Origin of the sequence: Acrocarpospora catenulata (assembly GCF_018476525.1) — a bacterium.
Classification (GTDB): domain Bacteria; phylum Actinomycetota; class Actinomycetes; order Streptosporangiales; family Streptosporangiaceae; genus Acrocarpospora; species Acrocarpospora catenulata.
Map to the genome: position 1 here is coordinate 138,966 of NZ_JAHCST010000015.1, position 16,178 is coordinate 155,143.

The following is a 16,178-nucleotide window of genomic DNA, read 5'->3' on the forward strand; positions in this document are numbered from 1 at the left end:
CCGGCATGGAGGTGTTCCTCGGCGTCGACATCGGCACCGCCAGTACCAAGGGCGTGGCGGTCGCGGCGGACGGCCGGGTGCTGGCCCGGACCCAGGTCGCGCACCGGACGAGCAGTCCACGGCCCGGCTGGTTCGAGCACGACGCCGAGTCCGTGTGGTGGGCCGACTTCCGGGAGGTGATCGCCGTTCTGACCGCCGACACCCGGCTCCGCCCGGCCGGGCTCGCGGTGAGCGGCATCGGGCCGTGCCTGCTACCCGCCGACGTGGATGGCCGGCCGCTGCGCCCGGCCATCCTCTACGGCATCGATACCCGCGCCACGGAGGAGATCACGCTGCTCACCGAGCGGTGGGGCGAGGCGGAGATCGCCCGGCGCGGCTCGCTGCTGACCACCCAGGCGATCGGGCCGAAAATCTCCTGGCTGGCCCGGCACGAGCAGGAGGTGTTCGCCGCGACCCGGAAGGTTTTCATGGCGAGTTCCTTCCTGGTGCACCGGCTCACCGGCGAGTACGTGCTCGATCACCACTCGGCGAGCCAGGTGAGCCCGCTGTACGACCAGCGGTCGCGTGCCTGGGACGTCGGTTGGTGGGACGAGCTCGCGCCCCGGATCCAGCGTCCGGCGCTGGCCTGGGCGAACGAGGTGGCCGGACGAGTCACGCCCGAGGCGGCCCGGCAGACCGGCCTCCCGGCCGGTCTGCCGGTCACCACCGGCACGATCGACGCCTGGGCGGAGGCGGAGAGCGTCGCGGTCCGGAACCCGGGCGACGTCATGCTCATGTATGGCAGCACGATGTTCCTTATCGCCATGGCCGACCGGCCGTTGAGCAGCACCAGCCTGTGGCCCGCCGTCGGGGTGCGGCCGGGCGTCAGCTGCCTGGCGGGCGGGATGGCGACCGCCGGTTCGGCGACCGCGTGGCTCGCCGACCTGACCGGAACCGGGTTCGCCCAGCTGACCGCCGAGGCCGCCGCCGTCGCCCCGGGCAGCGAAGGACTGCTGATGCTGCCCTACCTGGCCGGCGAGCGGACCCCCATCTTCGACCCGCGGGCCCGGGGGGTCGTCGCGGGCCTCACACTGGGCCACCGGCGGGCACACCTCTATCGGGCGGCTCTCGAGGGCATCGCGTACGGCGTGCGGCACAACCTCATCGCGATGGGGAAGGCCGGGATCGACCCGAAGCGGGTGACGCCGGTCGGCGGCGGCACGACCGGCGACCTGTGGACACAGATCGTCAGCGACGTCACCGGGCTGGTGCAGACGTTGCCGCGAGAGACAGTCGGAGCCTCCTACGGTGACGCGATGCTCGCCGCCGAGGCGGTCGGCGCCGCCACCGCGGCCCAGACCGCCCTGTGGAACCCGCCGACCCGGCGCATCGAACCGGACGCAACGCAGGCCGCCCGCTACGACGCCCTGTTCGAGGACTACCTGGAGCTCTACACGTCGACCGCGCCGCTCGTGCACCGGCTTGCCGATCGGGTGTCGGACGAGTCGACCATGACGCCGAATCAAGGCAGGTAATCAGGTCCAGCCCGTTGCGGGGTCTGTCGTCGTTCGTCAACCGTTGAGCTGGTCCGCCCCGGACAGAACGCCCGGGGCGGATCCCGGTCAGAAGTCGGAGTCGAAGGTGACCGATCCCGTCACGCCCACCTGGTAGGCGGAGACGCGGCGCTCGAAGAAGTTCGACAGCTCCTGCACGTCCTGGAGCTCCATGAAGGCGAAGGGGTTCTTCGACCCGTACAGCGGCTCGATGCCGAGCTGGGCCAGGCGCCGGTCCGCGACGTGCTCCAGGTAGGCGCGCATCTCCGCGGTCGACATGCCGGGCACGCCCTGGTCGAGCAGGTCCTCGGCGAACTGCGCCTCGCAGTCGACCGCCTCGGCCAGCATCTGGCGGCACTGCGCGGCCAGCTCGTCGTCGAACAGGTCGGGCTCCTCCGTGCGTACCACGTCGACCACGTCGAAGGCGAAGGCCATGTGCATGGACTCGTCGCGGAAGACCCAGTTGGTGCCGGAGGCCAGCCCGTTGAGCAGGCCGCGGGACCGCAGGAAGTACACGTAGGCGAAGGCGCCGTAGAAGAACAGCCCCTCGATGCAGGCGGCGAAGCAGATCAGGTTGAGCAGGAACGCCCGCCGGTCCGCCCGGGTCTCCAGCCGGTTCAGGTCGCCGATGGAGTCGATCCAGCGGAAGCAGAACTCCGCCTTGCGCCGGATGGAGGGGATGTTCTCCACCGCCGCGAACGCCGCGAAGCGCTCCTGCTCGTCCGGCACGTACGTGTCGAGCAGGTTCAGGTAGAACTGCACGTGCACGGCCTCCTCGAAGAGCTGCCGCGACAGGTACAGGCGCGCTTCGGGGGCGTTGATGTGCTGGTAGAGGTTGAGCACCAGGTTGTTGGCGACGATCGTGTCGCCGGTGGCGAAGAACGCGACCAGGCGGCTGATCAGGTGCCGCTCGGCGGCGGACAGGCCGGGCAGGTCCTTGAGATCCGAGTACAGGTCCACCTCCTCCACCGTCCAGGTGTTCTTGATCGCGTCCCGGTAGCGGTCGAAGAACAGTGGATAGCGCATCGGGCGCAGCGTCAGGCTCATGCCCGGGTCGAGCAGCATCGGCTTCTCCTCAGGGTCGGTGACGCTCACTGGCACGCCTCGCAGGACTCGGGGTTCTCCAGCAAGCAGGCGAGCGCCTCCTCCGACTTGGCCGCGGTGGCGGCCTGGATCGGCACGGTGGCCTGCTGGATTCGGGTGGCGGGCCGGGACCGCAGGTAGTAGGTGGTCTTCAGGCCCGACTTCCAGGCGTACAGGTACATCGAGGAGAGCTTGTCGATCGTGGGGGCGCTCATGAACAGGTTGAGCGACTGGCTCTGGTCGATGTACGGCGAGCGCGCCGCGGCCATGTCGATCAACGCCCGCTGCGGCAGCTCCCACGCCGTGCGGAACAACCGCCTCATCTCCTCGGGCAGTTCCGCGAGGCCCTGCACCGAGCCCTCCGCCTGCTTGATGGCCGCCCTGATCGGTTCGGTCCACAGCCCGCGCGCCTTCAGCTCGGCCACCAGAGCGTTGTTGATCTGCAGGAACTCCCCGCTCAGGGTCTCGCGCTTGAACAGGTTGGACACCTGCGGCTCGATGCACTCGTAGCAGCCGGCGATGGAGGCGATGGTGGCGGTGGGCGCGACGGCGATCAGCAGCGAGTTGCGCAGCCCGTGGGCGGCGATCCGATCGCGCAGCGCTGCCCAGCGGTCGGCCTGGGTGCCGGGGACGCCCCACAGGTCGTGCTGGAGTTTGCCGCGCGCCGCCCAGGTCTGGTCGTAGGCGGGGTGGGCGCCGAAACGCTCGGCCAGGTCGGCGGAGGTCTCCAGCGCGGACAGGTAGATCTCCTCGGCGATCCGGGTGGACAGCTCCTTGGCCTCGGCCGAGTCGAACGGCAGGCGCAGGGCGAAGAACACGTCCTGGAGCCCCATGACGCCGAGGCCGACCGGCCGCCAGCGCGGGTTGCTCGCGGCGGCCTGCGCGGTCGGGTAGTAGTTGATGTCGATCACGCGGTCCAGGAAGGTGACCGCGGTGCGTACGGTGGCGCGCAGCCGCTCCCAGTCGAGGCCGTCGCCCGCCACGTGGGCGGCCAGGTTGACCGAGCCGAGATTGCAGACGGCGGTCTCGGCGTCGCTGGACACCTCGATGATCTCGGTGCACAGGTTCGAGAGGTGGACCACGTTGCCGGGTTCCGCCGCCTGGTTGCAGAGCCGGTTGGCGGCGTCCTTGAAGGTCATCCAGCCGTTGCCGGTCTGCGCCAGGGTGCGCATCATCCGGGCGTACAGGTCCCGTGCCCTGACCTGCCGGACGTGGCGACCGGCCAGTTCGGCGACCCGGTAGGCGTCGACGAACTCCGCGCCCCACAGATCGGGCAGTTCCGGCACTTCATCGGGGTCGAACAGCGACCACATGCCGTCGGCCTCGACCCGGCGCATGAACTCGTCGGGGATCCAGTTGGCCAGGTTCAGGTTGTGGGTACGGCGGGCGTCCTCGCCGGTGTTGTCCCGCAACTCCAGGAACTCCTCCACGTCCGGGTGCCACGGTTCCAGGTAGACGCAGGCCGCGCCCTTGCGCCGGCCGCCCTGGTTGACCGCCGCCACCGAGGCGTCCAGGGTGCGCAGCCACGGCACGATGCCGTTGGAGTGCCCGTTGGTGCCCCTGATCAGCGCGCCGCGCGAGCGCACCCGGCTCCAGCCGATGCCGATGCCGCCGGCGAACTTGGACAACTGCGCGATCTGGGCGTACCGCTCGTAGATGGAGCCCAGGTCGTCGCGGGGCGAGTCCACCAGGTAGCAGGAGGACATCTGGGTGTGCCGGGTGCCCGAATTGAACAGCGTGGGCGAACTCGGCAGGTAGGCCAGCGACGACATCAGCCGGTAGAAACCGATGGCCTCGGCGGGCGACTCGGCCAGCCCGCAGGCCACGCGCAGCAGCCAGTACTGCGGTGTCTCGACGACCAGCCGGGTGGACGGGTGGCGCAGCAGGTAGCGGTCGTAGACCGTACGCAGGCCGAAGTACTCGAAACGCAGATCGGCCGCGGGGTCGATCGCGTCATCCAGTTTGCGGGCGTTGGCGCGGACGAAGTCGGCCGTCGCGTCGCCGATGAGCCCTTCCGCGTGCCCCAGGCGGATGGACTGGCTGAAGGAGGCGATGCCCTGGCCGCGCACCTCCTTGTCGATGTACCCGGACAGCAGGCGGGCGGCCAGGCGCGAGTACTGCGGCTCCTCGCTGATCATCGCGGCGGCGGTCTGGATCGACAGCCGGTCCAGCTCGGCTGTGGTCGCCCCGTCGTACAGGCCGCTGATCGTCTTGGTGGCGATCCGCAGCGGATCGACGTCGGTGAGATCGTCGGCCCAGCGCTCCACCGCCCGGACGATCTTGTTGACGTTGACGGGCTCGGTGCGGCCGTTGCGCTTGCGCACCTGCATCTGCGCTCGTCGGGGCGAGGGCTCGTCCCTTTTCCCCGACTTTGTACTGGTCAGGTCTGTCACTGTGTCCCCGGTGACCGTCACAGCTCTCTCCTCGCGAACTCGGTCATGAACCGAAAGTCACGCGGGAGGCGCCGGCAAGGACGCCGCTCAGCCCGGGCGCCGGTTGCCGTCGGCCGTCCCGCGCGGCCTCGGAGCACCGCACACAGGCACGTGTACGGCACAGCCGGCAGGTCTTCGGACTCGTGGGCGTGGCACTCGCTCCTACTGGCCGTCGCTTCCCAGGCACGTGGCCCAGTGCGCCTGACGGCGGTCGTTCCCACTCACCGCTGCGGGGCAGTCCCGGATTCCCACCGGGTTCCCTCTTGCCTCAGCCGCCCTGAGTGAACGGCCGAACCGGCTGCAGGGGACACCATATATAGGGCCGAAGGAAATGTCACACCCCTATATGTCGTGCTGAGACCAGGATCACGCGAGATGTCCCCCAGCGAAGCCGGCACGGCCTCGTCTGTCACGTAGCAGTGCTGCCCGAGGTGACCTGTGCTGCGTCCGCGGTGTCCACCGCGGACGCGGGTGGTGCCGGGTCGAGGGTGGTGGGGAGAGCCGAGTCCTGCCGGGTGGTCCTGCGGCGTTCGAGCAGGACGTCGACCGCGAGGAAGACGCCGAGGCTGATGGCGAACAGCGGGACGAAGTACGCGATGAACAGGGTGACCACGGTGACCAGGATCAGCACGCCCGGAGAGAGCGCGCGGAGGCTGCCGCGCGGTGCCGGGCGCCCGAAGCGAGGGCCGGTGTCGTTGCGCTTGCTCGGCCTGCGTTGCCACCACATCCGGTAGCCGCGGAGGATGATGAGGATGACGCCGACCGCCAGGGCGATGAGGACGAGTTGGTTGGCGAGACCAAACAGGATGCCCATGTGGGCGTCGATCGTCCAGTCGGTCATCTTGGCCATGAACGGCCAGTCGGCGAAGTTCACCCGGTCGACGACCGTGCCGGTGGTGCCGTCGACGGAGATGGCGTCGAACCGGGTGGGCCAGTCCCGCTTCCTTTCCCGTACGCTCCAAGCCGACCCCGCGTCCTCCGGCGGTCTGATGAAGAGGGGCACCTGAAGACCCTGGGCCGTGGCGGTGGCCATGACCCCGTCGATTCCCGCCCCGGTGGTGAACACCGCGTCGCCGCTCGCGGCGGCCGTGGCGCCGTGCTGGTGTCCGGCCCCGCTGCCGGTTCCGGCGCTCAGGCTGGTCTCCAGCGGCCGACTGTGCCAGTCCAGCAGCGAGCGGACATCGGCGATCTTCGCCCCGGCGTAGTTGGACCAGGTCAGTCCGGTGGCCGAGAGCAGGAGCAATCCGATGGCGATCCAGACGCCGGTCGTCGCGTGCCAGGACAGGTTGCGGGTCCGTCCCCGGCTGGAGGTGTCCGGCAGGAGCACGCGCCGCAGCTTTCGTTCGGTACGGCGCCGCCCGATCCACAGCGCGAGCCCGCCGAGCACGACGATCCACATCCAGCTCGCGGCCAGTTCGCTGTAGTTCCGTCCGAACGCCCCCAGGTGCGGGGTGCGGTGGAGCTCGTCGATCCAGGCGCGTACGCCGAGCCACTGCCCGAACGTCGGCACCTGCCCGCGCACCTCCGCGGTGTACGGATTGACGAAGACCGCCATCGCGTAGTCGTCCGGCACCGTGGCGTCGCTGAAGACCACCCGTGTGGTGCTGGTCGCGTCGATGGCGGGCATCACCTCGGTGATCTCGCCGTCCGGGTGGGCCGCTCTGGCCGCGGCGACCTGCCCACTGAGCGGAAGCGCGGTCGTTCCGGCGGGAACGTGCAGCTCATGGTCGTAGACGGCCTGTTCGATCTGCGACGCGACCGTGTACAGCAGGCCGGTGGCGGCCGCGATCAGGATGAACGGCGCGATGAACACGCCCGCGTAGAAGTGCATCCGCAGCAGCAGCGGCCGCAGCTGCGTCCAGACGCCGCGCCGCCGCGGTGTCGGGCTGGGGAATTTGGTCGGTGGTCACGGGATTCCTCTCACAATCAGGTCAAGCCGGTGCCGTTGCTTGTGGCAGACGTCGCGCATGGGGGCCGTCGACAGCGCTCTGCGCGGGAACGAACCGGGCGCCCCCGGATCCGACCCCTTATTGATCACCACGCGCGCCCGGCGGCAGGCGGACGGAACGTGGACCGTGCATGGGGGGAAGTGGTTCGTCTCCGGCGCGGGCAGCGCCGACCTGGCCTTCGTCCTCGCGCGCACCTCTGACGACAGGCTGGCCGACCTGCAACTCGTCCAGCGGATGGTCTTCGAGGCGCTCCTGGCCATCCGGAGCTGCCGCCCCCTGGTGTTCGACACGATCACCCGGTACGACACCGGCGAGGACGTGTCCATGGAGATCGGCCTGGCCAAGGTCGCCGCGGCGCGGATGCTCAACCAGGTCACCGACGCGGCCATGCAGGTGTACGGCGCGGCCGGGTTCGGCCCCGACACCCCGCTGCCGCATCTGTTCCGATCCGGGCGTACCGCCAGGATCCTCGACGGCCCCGACGAACTGCACGTCTCCTCGGTGGCCCGGCGGATCCTCCGCTAGGCGGCCACCTCCCGGCGGAAGCCGTACAGGCGCAGGCTGTTGCCGACCACGAAAACGCTTGACAGCGCCATGGCGCCTCCGGCGATCATCGGGTCCAGGCCGCCCAGGGCCGCCACCGGCAACGCGGCGAGGTTGTAGGCGAACGCCCAGAACAGGTTGCTCTGGATGACGCGGAGCGTGCGCCCGAGAGCCGAGCGTCCTGTCACGGTTCCCTCAACCCCCAGCCCCGGCAGCGACCTGAACCCTTCCGCCTCGTACGGCGAGCAGGCGGCCGAGGAGATCGCTTGCGCGATGGGGTGCCGAGATGCGCTCTCCAGCGCTCCGGCCACCGCCAGCACCTCCCCGGCGTCCTCACCCTCGGCGGCGACGGTGCGGTGCAAGGTCATCAACCCGGTCGTGACGGTTCCGGTCTTGTCCAGAACCACGGTGTCCACGCGGCGCGTTCGCTCCAACGCCTCGGGTCCCCGGATGAGGATGCCGATCATGGCTCCGCGTCCCGTCCCGACGAGCAACGCGGTCGGCGTCGCCAGCCCGAGAGCGCACGGGCAGGCGATGATGAGCACCGCGACGGCGGACCTGATGGCGGCTTTGGCCTCGGCGCCCACGGCTAACCATGCCGACAACGTCACCGCCGCCAGGACGAGGACCACCGGCACGCAGATTGCCGACACCCGGTCGGCCAACCGCTGGACTCGGGCCTTGCCCTCCTGCGCGGCCTCCACCAGCCGGGTGATCTGGGCCAGCACCGTGTCGGCTCCGACCCGGGTCGCCCGCACCACCAGCCGCCCGCTCACGTTGATCGTCGCGCCGACGACGGCGTCGCCCGTCCTCACCTCGACCGGGGTCGCCTCGCCCGTGACCAGGCTCGCGTCGACGGCCGACCAGCCGTCCACCACCACGCCGTCGGTGGCCATCTTCTCGCCCGGCCGTACCACGAACTGGTCGCCGACCCGGACCTGCTCCACCGGTACGCGGATCTCCCGGCCATCCGCCAGCAGCGACACGTCCTTGGCGCCTGCCGCGATCAGCGCGCGGAGCGCGCCACCGGCACGTCTCCTGGCCCGGGCCTCCAGGTAGCGGCCCGCCAGGACGAAGGCGGTGACCCCGGCGGCCACCTCGAAGTACACGGGAGAATGTCCCGAGTGGGCCGCGTGGGGGTCGAGCAGCAGGGTGACCAGCCCCCACAACGACCATCCGAACGCCACCGACGTGCCCAGCGAGACCAGGGTGTCCATCGTCGCGGTCCCATGCCGGAGGTTCACCCATGCCGCCCGGTGGAACGGCCGGCCGCCGTAGGTCACCACGGGGGTGCTGATGCCTGAGCGACCTGGGCGGTGTAACCGGCCTTCTCCACTTCGGCCACCAGGGCGGCCGGTTCGAGACCCGCCGGATGGGTCACGCCGGCCTTCTCCGTGGCGTAGTTGACCACGGCGTACACGCCCTCGATCTTCCGCAGCTTCCGCTCGATGCGCGCCGCGCACGACGCACAGGTCATTCCGCCGATGCTCAGCTCGGTGACGGTCGTCTCCACCACGTTCATATCGACCTCGCGATGCTCAGCTCACCTGGAAACCCGCGTCGGTCACGACCTGCCGTACCGCGCTCTCGTCGAGAGCGCCATGCGCGGTCACCTCCATCCGTCCCGTGGGGAGATCCACCTCCACACCGGTCACGCCTGCGACGGCCGACACCTTCTGACTGAGGGAGGTCACGCAGTTCCCGCAGTTCATCCCGCCAACCACGAACGTTTTGACGTCCATACGAGTCCTCTCACCGGAGATTTCGCCGCTACAAGGTACGGGCGACCGTGCCGGACGGTTCGGCCCGGCACAGAAGTCGGTTCCCGGCCGCGAGGGGTTCCCGGAGGTTGCGGCATGAGGACGTCAATAATGGCCAAGGCGGAGGTGAGGGAACCGCCTTTCGCATGATGATGCGGGTCGTGTCGGTGGGGTGGCGGGAGACGGCCTGCCAGCCGCGGCGGTGGTAGAGGCCGAGGGCGGCGGTCGCGTTCACGTGGGTGATCAGCCACCACGGTCCGCCGCCGGAGGCCGCGAGTACCTGGTCGTGGAGCGCGACCCCGATGCTCAGGCCGCGGAAGTCCGGCAGCACGCCCAGCTCCTTGAGGGTGAAGTCGGCTCCGCAGGGCCGCGCGGCCGTGGCGGCCAGGGCCGAACACCGGTACCCGTAGGCGAAACCGACCACCTCGTGACCCTGGCGGGCCACCGCCAGGACGAAGCCGGGACGTGCCGAATCGGCCAGCAGCCGCGCGGCCACCGTCCGTGCCTGCGCGTACGGCTCACGCCAAGGCGGCCGGGTGAACACCTCGCCGCCCACATCGGCCACGGCGGACAGCAGCGGCACGGCCACACTGTCCGCCAGGGTCACCGAAACCATCTGGAGCCGGGCTTGGTCAGGCGCGGGCCGCGTCGTACCGGGCGATGACGTCCGGCCAGTTGATCAGCGACCACAGCTTCTCGACGTAGTCGGGGCGCACGTTGCGGTACTGGAGGTAGTACGCGTGCTCCCAGGCGTCGAAGACCAGCAGCGGGGTGGTGTTCATGCCGACGTTGCCGTGGTGGTCGTAGACCTGCTCGACGATCAGTCGCCGGCCGAGGGGCTCCCAGGCCAGGACACCCCACCCGGAGCCCTGCACGGTCGCGGTCGCGGTGGTGAGTTGCTTCTGGAACGCCTCGAAGGAGCCGAAGTGCTCGCTGATGGCGTCGCCGAGTTCGCCGCCGGGGCGGTCGCCGCCGTCGGGGGAGAGGTTCTGCCAGAAGATCGTGTGCAGGACGTGCCCGGACAGGTTGAACGCGAAGGTCTTCTCCAGCCCGACCAGGCCGCTGAACTCGCCCTTGTCCCGGGCCTCGGCGAGCCGGTCCATGGTGTCGTTGGCGCCCTTGACGTACGCGGCGTGGTGTTTGGCGTGGTGGAGTTCAAGGATCTCGCCGGTGATCGCGGGCTCCAGGGCGGCGTAGTCGTAGGGCATGTCCGGCAGGGTGTACGGGCTCACTCGATCTCCTTATTGCGAACTAGTTGCAACAGCAGTATGCCCGCAAGAGTGTCTCACCCCTCCGTCTTATGGTGCGAAAGGTTCGCAATAAGCAATTTCTGGTGATTTCGGACCGGTGCAGCCTCAGGTGAGGCTTTGACCGAGGTAGACCAGGGCCAGAGCGATGGCCAAGGTGCCGAGCAGGAGGCGCAGCGCGGTTTCGGGGAGGCGTGGCTGGAGGCGAGCACCCAGATAGCCGCCGATCAGGCCGCCCAGGCCGCACATCAGGCCGAGGCTCCAGTCGGGAGCGACATCGCCCGGGGCGGATAGGGACAGCACGGCGTAGGCCGCGGCGCCGACGATCGAGGTCAGGAAGGTGGAGGCGAGCGCCGCCGGTGCGACCTGAGCGAGGGACATGCCCAGGCCGGCCAGGAAGGGACCGAGTATCGATCCGCCACCGATCCCGTAGATACCGCCGACAACGCCGACCGCCAAGGCAAGCAGAAAGACCAGGAGCGGGGACGGCGCGCGCAGGGCCAGCCGCCGTGGTGGGCGCAGGGTCCGGGCGCACAGCCACAACCCCAGCGGGAGCAGGAGCACCGCGACCAAGAGGCGGAAGACCTGGTCACCGGGTACGGCGAACACGCGGATGACCGCTCCGACGACGACGCCGGGCAAGGTGCCGCAGATGAGGAGCCGGGTGAGCGGACCGTACAGCTGGCCGTTGGTTCGGTAGCGGGCCAGGGCTCCGGGGGTGGCGACGACGTTGTAGAGCAGGTTGGTCGGGGTGATCGCGGGGCTCGGCATGCCCAGAACAGTGAGCTGGACCGGCAGCAGAAACACCGCGCCCGACACCCCGACCGGGGTGGTGAAGACGGCGATCAGAAGCCCGGCCGCGAAGCCCAGCACGTCAGCCTGCCAGGTCACAACGGGCTCTCCATGATGGTCGGGGGGCAGTGTCTCGGCGGACGGCGATTACCCTGGTTCTCCGCCAGCTGGGACGACCAGCTTATGCATGAGGTGCGCCGATCGCGGCTGAGGGCGGCCTTCAGACGGAGGTGGCCAGTAGCTCGGAAGGAAGTCTGCCGAGGGAGACGAGCCCGACCATGGTGGAGGTGCATCGTTCGGCCGTCCGGGCACTGGGTGAGCGTCCACGCGCCGTCCTGCTCGACACCCCCTACGCGTTCCAGGAGAACGCTGCCGACATCTCCGTCCGGGCCCGTGGATACTTCGCCCGCAGCGTCGGCCTGGACGTCGAGATCGGCGGAGACGTCGCGGGCGCCGACTGGATCTTCTCCGGCCCGGGTAGCCCGACGTACGCGCTCGACCAGTGGTCGCGAAGTTCCGTACGGGCCGATCTGCGCGGCCGGGTGGCGGGCGGATTCGGAGTGACGGTGCTCGCGTCGGCGGCGGCCTGCACCACCGGAGTCGCGACCGTGCCCGTGTACGAGATCTACAAGGTGGGCGCCGCCCCCCACTGGCGGGAAGGGCTGGACCTGCTCGCCGCGCTCGGCCTGCGCGTCGTGGTGATCCCGCACTACGACAACGCCGAGGGCGGCACCCACGACACCCGCTACTGCTACCTCGGCGAGCGCCGGCTGTCCCGGATGGAGGCCGACCTGCCCGCGGGAGTCGCCGTGCTCGGCCTCGACGAGTGGCCGCCCCGACCACGCCGGTGCCCACCGGGGAGGTGACGCTGGCGGAGGTCATCGGCGTGTGTACCGGCCGGTTTGACACCGCCTTGGCCGCCTACGAGGGCGTACGAGCGGCGGGAGCCGTCCTGGACCTGGAAGCGGAGATCGTGAAGTGGTCGGCCGACACCGAGGCCGACGACGGAGGGGTCGACCAGGCGCGCCAGACGCTTCGCCTGTTGATCGCTCGACTCGGCACGTAGGCCGGGTCCGCTGACCGCGTCGTCGGCGCGGTGCCGGACCTGCGCGCGGAGTTACGCCGCCGCGGGCAGTACGACGTCGCCGACGACATCCGGCTGGCTCTCGTCACGGCCGGTCTGACGATCGAGGACACCACCGAAGGGACCCGCTGGCGAGACCACATTGGCCTGGTCGCATATGTCCAGGCAATCGGTGAGGCGGACCTGGCCCGCCGCGGCCAGGCGGCGGACCTGCTCGTCATGGTCCATCCCGGGCACTTTCCGCGGACTGCCGCAGCAGCAGTCACGGCAGACGGTGATCCTGTTCACGCGGTCCTTCCGCTCTGGGCCAGCACGCAGTCGCCACAGGTGCCGCCTCCGGGCACCCGGTAGTACAGGCAGCAACTGCGCCGTACGAAGAACGGTTCTCCGGCGAACCGCCCGGTGCCCCGCAGCCGCCCAAGTTCGAGAGAGGCGGCCACCCTCCGCTCGCCGGTGCCCAACCGCCGCGCCACTTCCTCGACGCGCGCCGCGATCAGCTCACCGCCGGTTAGCAGTTCGCTGAGTGGGCGCCAGTCGGCTGCCGCGGGTCCGGTTTCCACCGCGAAATAGCCGCCGAGCCCGGCCAGCTCGCGCACGCGCGACCGTCCTCTCTCGGGGAGATCCGCCCCGAAGCGCCGAGGGGCGACCGCGTGAGTCTCCTGGCTCCCGGGTCACCGCTCCTCCCGGCCTTCCCACCCCTTGCGGGGCAGTGGCCTGTCACGGGATTCGCTCACCGGTCACAGTGGCGGGACCGCACCGGGTTCACACCGGTTTCCTCGTTCCGCCGTCGCCTTTCGGGCATCGTCTCACCCCGTCGGGGGCGGCTGGTCGCGACTGGGCGTAGGTGGTCCAGCGCAGCGTCATCGGCTCTGGTCGGGAGCGTCGGCGGGGGTGATGGCCGTGGCACGGGTGGGGGCGCGGGTCAACGGCGATTCGGCGCGCGACCGCAGGCTCGCCTGTTCCAGCTGGGGATGATTTGGCAGCGTGAATGCCCGGCTGTTGCGCCGGGGGCGAGGTTCCACGGTGCCACGACGAATCCAGGTGAGCGATTTCAGGGAAACGATCGACTGACGGGGGTGGGTTGATGCAGATTTGATTTGCTCTGTCAGTCGATGGGCGGTGTCGTGGTGGCTCGGCGGGTAGTTGCTCGGGTCGTGGTGGCCGTGGCTGGGACGGTTGCGGTAGGGGTGGCGGTCAACCAGGTACTGAACGGCGGGGTGTGGAACTGGTGGGCGCTGGGCGTCTCGGCGACCGTCGCGGTGACCTTCGAATCGGTGACGCGATGGCTGGACCACCGTGAAGAGGCATTGGCCGCACCTGCCTTGCCGCCGGTCTCGCCACGGCGGCTCCAAATGGTCACGCTTGACGGCGTCAGCCGGGGTGCGCTCGCGAGCGATTATGGACTGATCGCCCGTGTCACGCCTGCGGTGCCGCTGGAGGAGGTGAAGGCGAGACCGGGGCTGAAGAACGTGCCGGTGCAAACGCGGGAGTTCGTCGGACGCGACCGCGATATGGCAGATCTGGAAAACGCTCTCACCGGCCCGGGGCCCGTGGTCGTCGCTGTCGTGCACGGCCTCGGCGGTGTCGGCAAGTCAACCCTCGCCGCCCGCTACGCGATCAGCCAAGCACTGGAGCAACGGTCGTCGCCCGTGTGGTGGATCACCGCTGAAGGCCCGTCGGAGATACAGAACGGGCTCGCGAGCCTGGCAGTGGCGCTGCAGAGCGAGGTGGCCGGGATGGAGTTGGAGGAACTGGCGGACCGGGCGGTGCTGTGGCTGGACTCGCACAATGACTGGCTGCTGGTGCTGGACAACGTCGCGGACCCCTCGCACATCGCGCCACTGCTGGCCCGGGTCGGATCAGGACAGGCACCCACGGGAAACGGCTCACGTCGGATAATCGTGACCAGTCGGCTCGCTGAGGGCTGGGCCCGCATTGGCGCTCAGGAACTGCGGCTGGACGTGCTGTCAGAACAGCAGGCTGTCGACCTCCTTTTCCGCATCGCTCGCCCCGTTCATGTCGCAGAAGACTGGGAGGGCGTGGAGGAACTGGTACGGGAACTGGGATGCTTGCCGCTGGCCATAGACCAGGCCGCGGCCTACCTGCACCAGATGAAGCGCACCCCTCGCGCGTACCTGGAATCTCTGGCCGGAAATTCTTCGTCCATGTACGGCAAGGTCGCCGAAGGAGCAGACGCGCAACGCACCATCGCCCGTGTCTGGCGGATCACCCTCGATCAGCTCACCGACGAGTTTCCCCTTACCGGCCACCTGCTGCGAATGCTGGCCTGGTGGGCGCCGGAGGCGATCCCGCTCACTCTGCTGGATCCTGTCACCAAGACGATGCCCAACCAACCGATGCCCGCCGGCCCCGTGAGTTCCCGGATTTGGCGACTGGGAATGGGCCTCATCCGGACCGGGGAGCGGATGGGCGACTGGGCCGACAGCCGGGGGACGACCTTCAACTGGTCCATCGTCAGTGCGCTCACCGACGCGCTTGGCCTCGAGACAGCCCTGGGCAAACTCGCCGCCTTCAACATGATCACCCTGGGCCGCGACACCGTCACTGTCCACCGACTCGTCCAAGCCGTCGCTCGTACCCCCGACCCCCAAGACCCTAACCGCGCTGCCGCGGACATCGACAAAGCTCGCGCTCAAGCCACTCGTCTCATGATCTACGCCCTGCCCGGCAACGTCGACGACCCCGCCACCTGGCCCGTCATGCGGACCGTGTTTCCTCATATCGATGCCCTCAATAACCACACATCTGCTGACACCGAATCCATCGGACTGCTGTGCAATCGCGTCGGGAACTTCCTTCGCGGCCAGGGCGCGCACAACCGGGCCATCACCTACCTGAACCGGTCGCTGACCATAACCGAACGCCTGCACGGTCCTCACCACGACGAGGCCTTGACCACGCGCAGCAACATCGCTCTAGCCCATCAGGAGGCGGGCGACTACCAGCGGGCACTACCCATGCTCCAGCAGGTTCTCGACGAATCCAGCCAGCAGCGGGGCAGCGCTCACGAGGCCACATTGGCGTGTCTCAACAACCTGGCCCTTGCTTACCAGGACGTGGGTGACCACGAGCGGGCGATCCCCCTGTTTGAACAGGCTGTCGCAGGCTCGGTCAACGAAGACCACTCAAACACCCTGATCTTTCGCGCCAATCTCGCCTCGTCCTACCAGACGGTAGGCGACGAGCGGGCGATCCCTCTGGCCGAGCAGAATCTCGCCGAAGCCGTACAGAGGCTGGGTGGCGACAACGTCATCACACTGAGTTGTCAAATAATTCTCGGCATGCTGTACGAATCGGCAGGTGATTACGGGCGGGCGATTCCCTTGCAGGAACAGAATCACGCAGACTGCGCACGCGTGTTGGGGAGCGATCACCCACTCAGTCTGGCCTCCTGCCGGAGTCTCGCGTCTTCCCTCCACGCCTTTGGCGACTATACGCGGGCAGCTTCTTTGCAGGAGCAGAATCACGCCGATTACCAACGCGTATTAGGGAGAGACCACCCGCTCGCCCTGATCGCCTGCAACAATCTCGCCCGCTCATATGAGTCGACAGGTGACCTGGGCCGAGCAGTACATTTATACGAGCAGACTCTCACTGACAGCCTGCGAGTGCTTGGAGAGAATCACCGAATCACCGTGAAGGTTCGGAGCAACCTCGAACGCGTCCAGACAGCATGAGGAAACGCTTCACCCGATTCTCACGATGAGTCGATGAAGTAAACGGGTTCACTGTTGC

14 protein-coding genes, 1 pseudogene and 2 riboswitches are annotated in these 16,178 nt (G+C 69.0%); of the genes and pseudogenes, 5 read left to right on the forward strand and 10 right to left on the reverse strand.

Features of this window, described 5'->3' with window-relative positions:
• Positions 1-5 precede the first annotated feature (5 nt).
• Positions 6-1,514 (forward strand): FGGY-family carbohydrate kinase, encoded by a 1,509-nt coding sequence (locus KIP79_RS18330; protein WP_214106042.1) that lies wholly within the window; start codon positions 6-8, stop codon positions 1,512-1,514.
• Between the two features lie 87 nt (positions 1,515-1,601).
• On the opposite strand, the gene KIP79_RS18335 is transcribed toward KIP79_RS18330, so the two are convergent.
• From KIP79_RS18335 to KIP79_RS18345, 3 genes are all read right to left on the reverse strand, one after another.
• A complete protein-coding gene (locus tag KIP79_RS18335; protein WP_308169774.1) occupies positions 1,602-2,627 on the reverse strand; it encodes a ribonucleotide-diphosphate reductase subunit beta in 1,026 nt (341 codons plus the stop codon).
• Positions 2,624-4,945, reverse strand: a complete 2,322-nt coding sequence (locus KIP79_RS18340) for a ribonucleoside-diphosphate reductase subunit alpha (RefSeq protein WP_214106043.1) — start codon at positions 4,943-4,945, stop codon at positions 2,624-2,626. The genes KIP79_RS18335 and KIP79_RS18340 overlap by 4 nt, the downstream gene beginning before the upstream one ends.
• Before the next feature lie 211 nt (positions 4,946-5,156).
• Positions 5,157-5,361, reverse strand: a riboswitch (cobalamin riboswitch).
• A 95-nt stretch (positions 5,362-5,456) separates the two neighbouring features.
• Positions 5,457-6,878, reverse strand: a complete 1,422-nt coding sequence (locus tag KIP79_RS18345; protein ID WP_214106044.1) for a PepSY-associated TM helix domain-containing protein — start codon at positions 6,876-6,878, stop codon at positions 5,457-5,459.
• Positions 6,879-7,014: 136 nt separating this feature from the next.
• Between KIP79_RS18345 and KIP79_RS18350 the strand changes: the two genes are divergently transcribed.
• Positions 7,015-7,521 (forward strand): acyl-CoA dehydrogenase family protein, encoded by a 507-nt coding sequence (locus tag KIP79_RS18350; RefSeq protein ID WP_214106045.1) that lies wholly within the window; start codon positions 7,015-7,017, stop codon positions 7,519-7,521.
• 185 nt (positions 7,522-7,706) lie between these two features.
• Here the strand turns inward: KIP79_RS18350 and KIP79_RS18355 are convergent.
• The 5 genes and pseudogenes from KIP79_RS18355 to KIP79_RS18375 all read right to left on the reverse strand — a co-directional run.
• Positions 7,707-9,061: pseudogene (locus KIP79_RS18355) on the reverse strand (heavy metal translocating P-type ATPase); the annotation flags it as partial.
• Between the two features lie 16 nt (positions 9,062-9,077).
• Complete coding sequence (locus KIP79_RS18360) at positions 9,078-9,281, reverse strand: heavy-metal-associated domain-containing protein (protein ID WP_214106046.1); 204 nt, start codon at positions 9,279-9,281, stop codon at positions 9,078-9,080.
• A 28-nt stretch (positions 9,282-9,309) separates the two neighbouring features.
• Complete coding sequence (locus KIP79_RS18365) at positions 9,310-9,906, reverse strand: GNAT family N-acetyltransferase (RefSeq protein WP_214106047.1); 597 nt, start codon at positions 9,904-9,906, stop codon at positions 9,310-9,312.
• A 25-nt stretch (positions 9,907-9,931) separates the two neighbouring features.
• A complete protein-coding gene (locus tag KIP79_RS18370) occupies positions 9,932-10,531 on the reverse strand; it encodes a superoxide dismutase (RefSeq protein ID WP_214106048.1) in 600 nt (199 codons plus the stop codon).
• A gap of 123 nt (positions 10,532-10,654) precedes the next feature.
• A complete protein-coding gene (locus KIP79_RS18375; protein WP_308169775.1) occupies positions 10,655-11,437 on the reverse strand; it encodes a TSUP family transporter in 783 nt (260 codons plus the stop codon).
• Between the two features lie 179 nt (positions 11,438-11,616).
• Between KIP79_RS18375 and KIP79_RS18380 the strand changes: the two genes are divergently transcribed.
• Both KIP79_RS18380 and KIP79_RS18385 read left to right on the forward strand, forming a co-directional pair.
• Complete coding sequence (locus KIP79_RS18380; RefSeq protein WP_214106049.1) at positions 11,617-12,204, forward strand: hypothetical protein; 588 nt, start codon at positions 11,617-11,619, stop codon at positions 12,202-12,204.
• Positions 12,165-12,404 (forward strand): hypothetical protein, encoded by a 240-nt coding sequence (locus tag KIP79_RS18385; RefSeq protein ID WP_214106050.1) that lies wholly within the window; start codon positions 12,165-12,167, stop codon positions 12,402-12,404. The genes KIP79_RS18380 and KIP79_RS18385 overlap by 40 nt, the downstream gene beginning before the upstream one ends.
• A 51-nt stretch (positions 12,405-12,455) precedes the next feature.
• Here KIP79_RS18385 and KIP79_RS18390 read toward each other — a convergent pair whose 3' ends face one another.
• Both KIP79_RS18390 and KIP79_RS47060 read right to left on the reverse strand, forming a co-directional pair.
• Positions 12,456-12,650: a hypothetical protein gene (locus tag KIP79_RS18390; protein WP_214106051.1), complete on the reverse strand. Its 195-nt coding sequence runs from the start codon at positions 12,648-12,650 to the stop codon at positions 12,456-12,458.
• Positions 12,651-12,706: 56 nt separating this feature from the next.
• Positions 12,707-13,018 (reverse strand): (2Fe-2S)-binding protein, encoded by a 312-nt coding sequence (locus tag KIP79_RS47060; protein ID WP_250213408.1) that lies wholly within the window; start codon positions 13,016-13,018, stop codon positions 12,707-12,709.
• Positions 13,019-13,074: 56 nt separating this feature from the next.
• Positions 13,075-13,200: riboswitch (cobalamin riboswitch) on the reverse strand.
• A gap of 334 nt (positions 13,201-13,534) precedes the next feature.
• Here KIP79_RS47060 and fxsT point away from each other — a divergent pair.
• A complete protein-coding gene (gene fxsT / locus KIP79_RS18400; RefSeq protein ID WP_214106052.1) occupies positions 13,535-16,120 on the forward strand; it encodes an FxSxx-COOH system tetratricopeptide repeat protein in 2,586 nt (861 codons plus the stop codon).
• Positions 16,121-16,178 lie beyond the last annotated feature (58 nt).

Excerpts from the sequence above, each read along its gene's own strand:
- KIP79_RS18350 (WP_214106045.1), top strand. The coding sequence starts at position 7,015 with ATGGGGGCCGTCGACAGCGCTCTGCGCGGGAACGAACCGGGCGCCCCC.
- KIP79_RS18345 (WP_214106044.1), bottom strand. The coding sequence starts at position 6,878 with ATGCACTTCTACGCGGGCGTGTTCATCGCGCCGTTCATCCTGATCGCG.
- fxsT (WP_214106052.1), top strand. The coding sequence starts at position 13,535 with ATGGGCGGTGTCGTGGTGGCTCGGCGGGTAGTTGCTCGGGTCGTGGTG.
- KIP79_RS18390 (WP_214106051.1), bottom strand. The coding sequence starts at position 12,650 with ATGGACCATGACGAGCAGGTCCGCCGCCTGGCCGCGGCGGGCCAGGTC.
- KIP79_RS18360 (WP_214106046.1), bottom strand. The coding sequence starts at position 9,281 with ATGGACGTCAAAACGTTCGTGGTTGGCGGGATGAACTGCGGGAACTGC.
- KIP79_RS18340 (WP_214106043.1), bottom strand. The coding sequence starts at position 4,945 with ATGCAGGTGCGCAAGCGCAACGGCCGCACCGAGCCCGTCAACGTCAAC.
- KIP79_RS18380 (WP_214106049.1), top strand. The coding sequence starts at position 11,617 with ATGGTGGAGGTGCATCGTTCGGCCGTCCGGGCACTGGGTGAGCGTCCA.
- KIP79_RS18330 (WP_214106042.1), top strand. The coding sequence starts at position 6 with ATGGAGGTGTTCCTCGGCGTCGACATCGGCACCGCCAGTACCAAGGGC.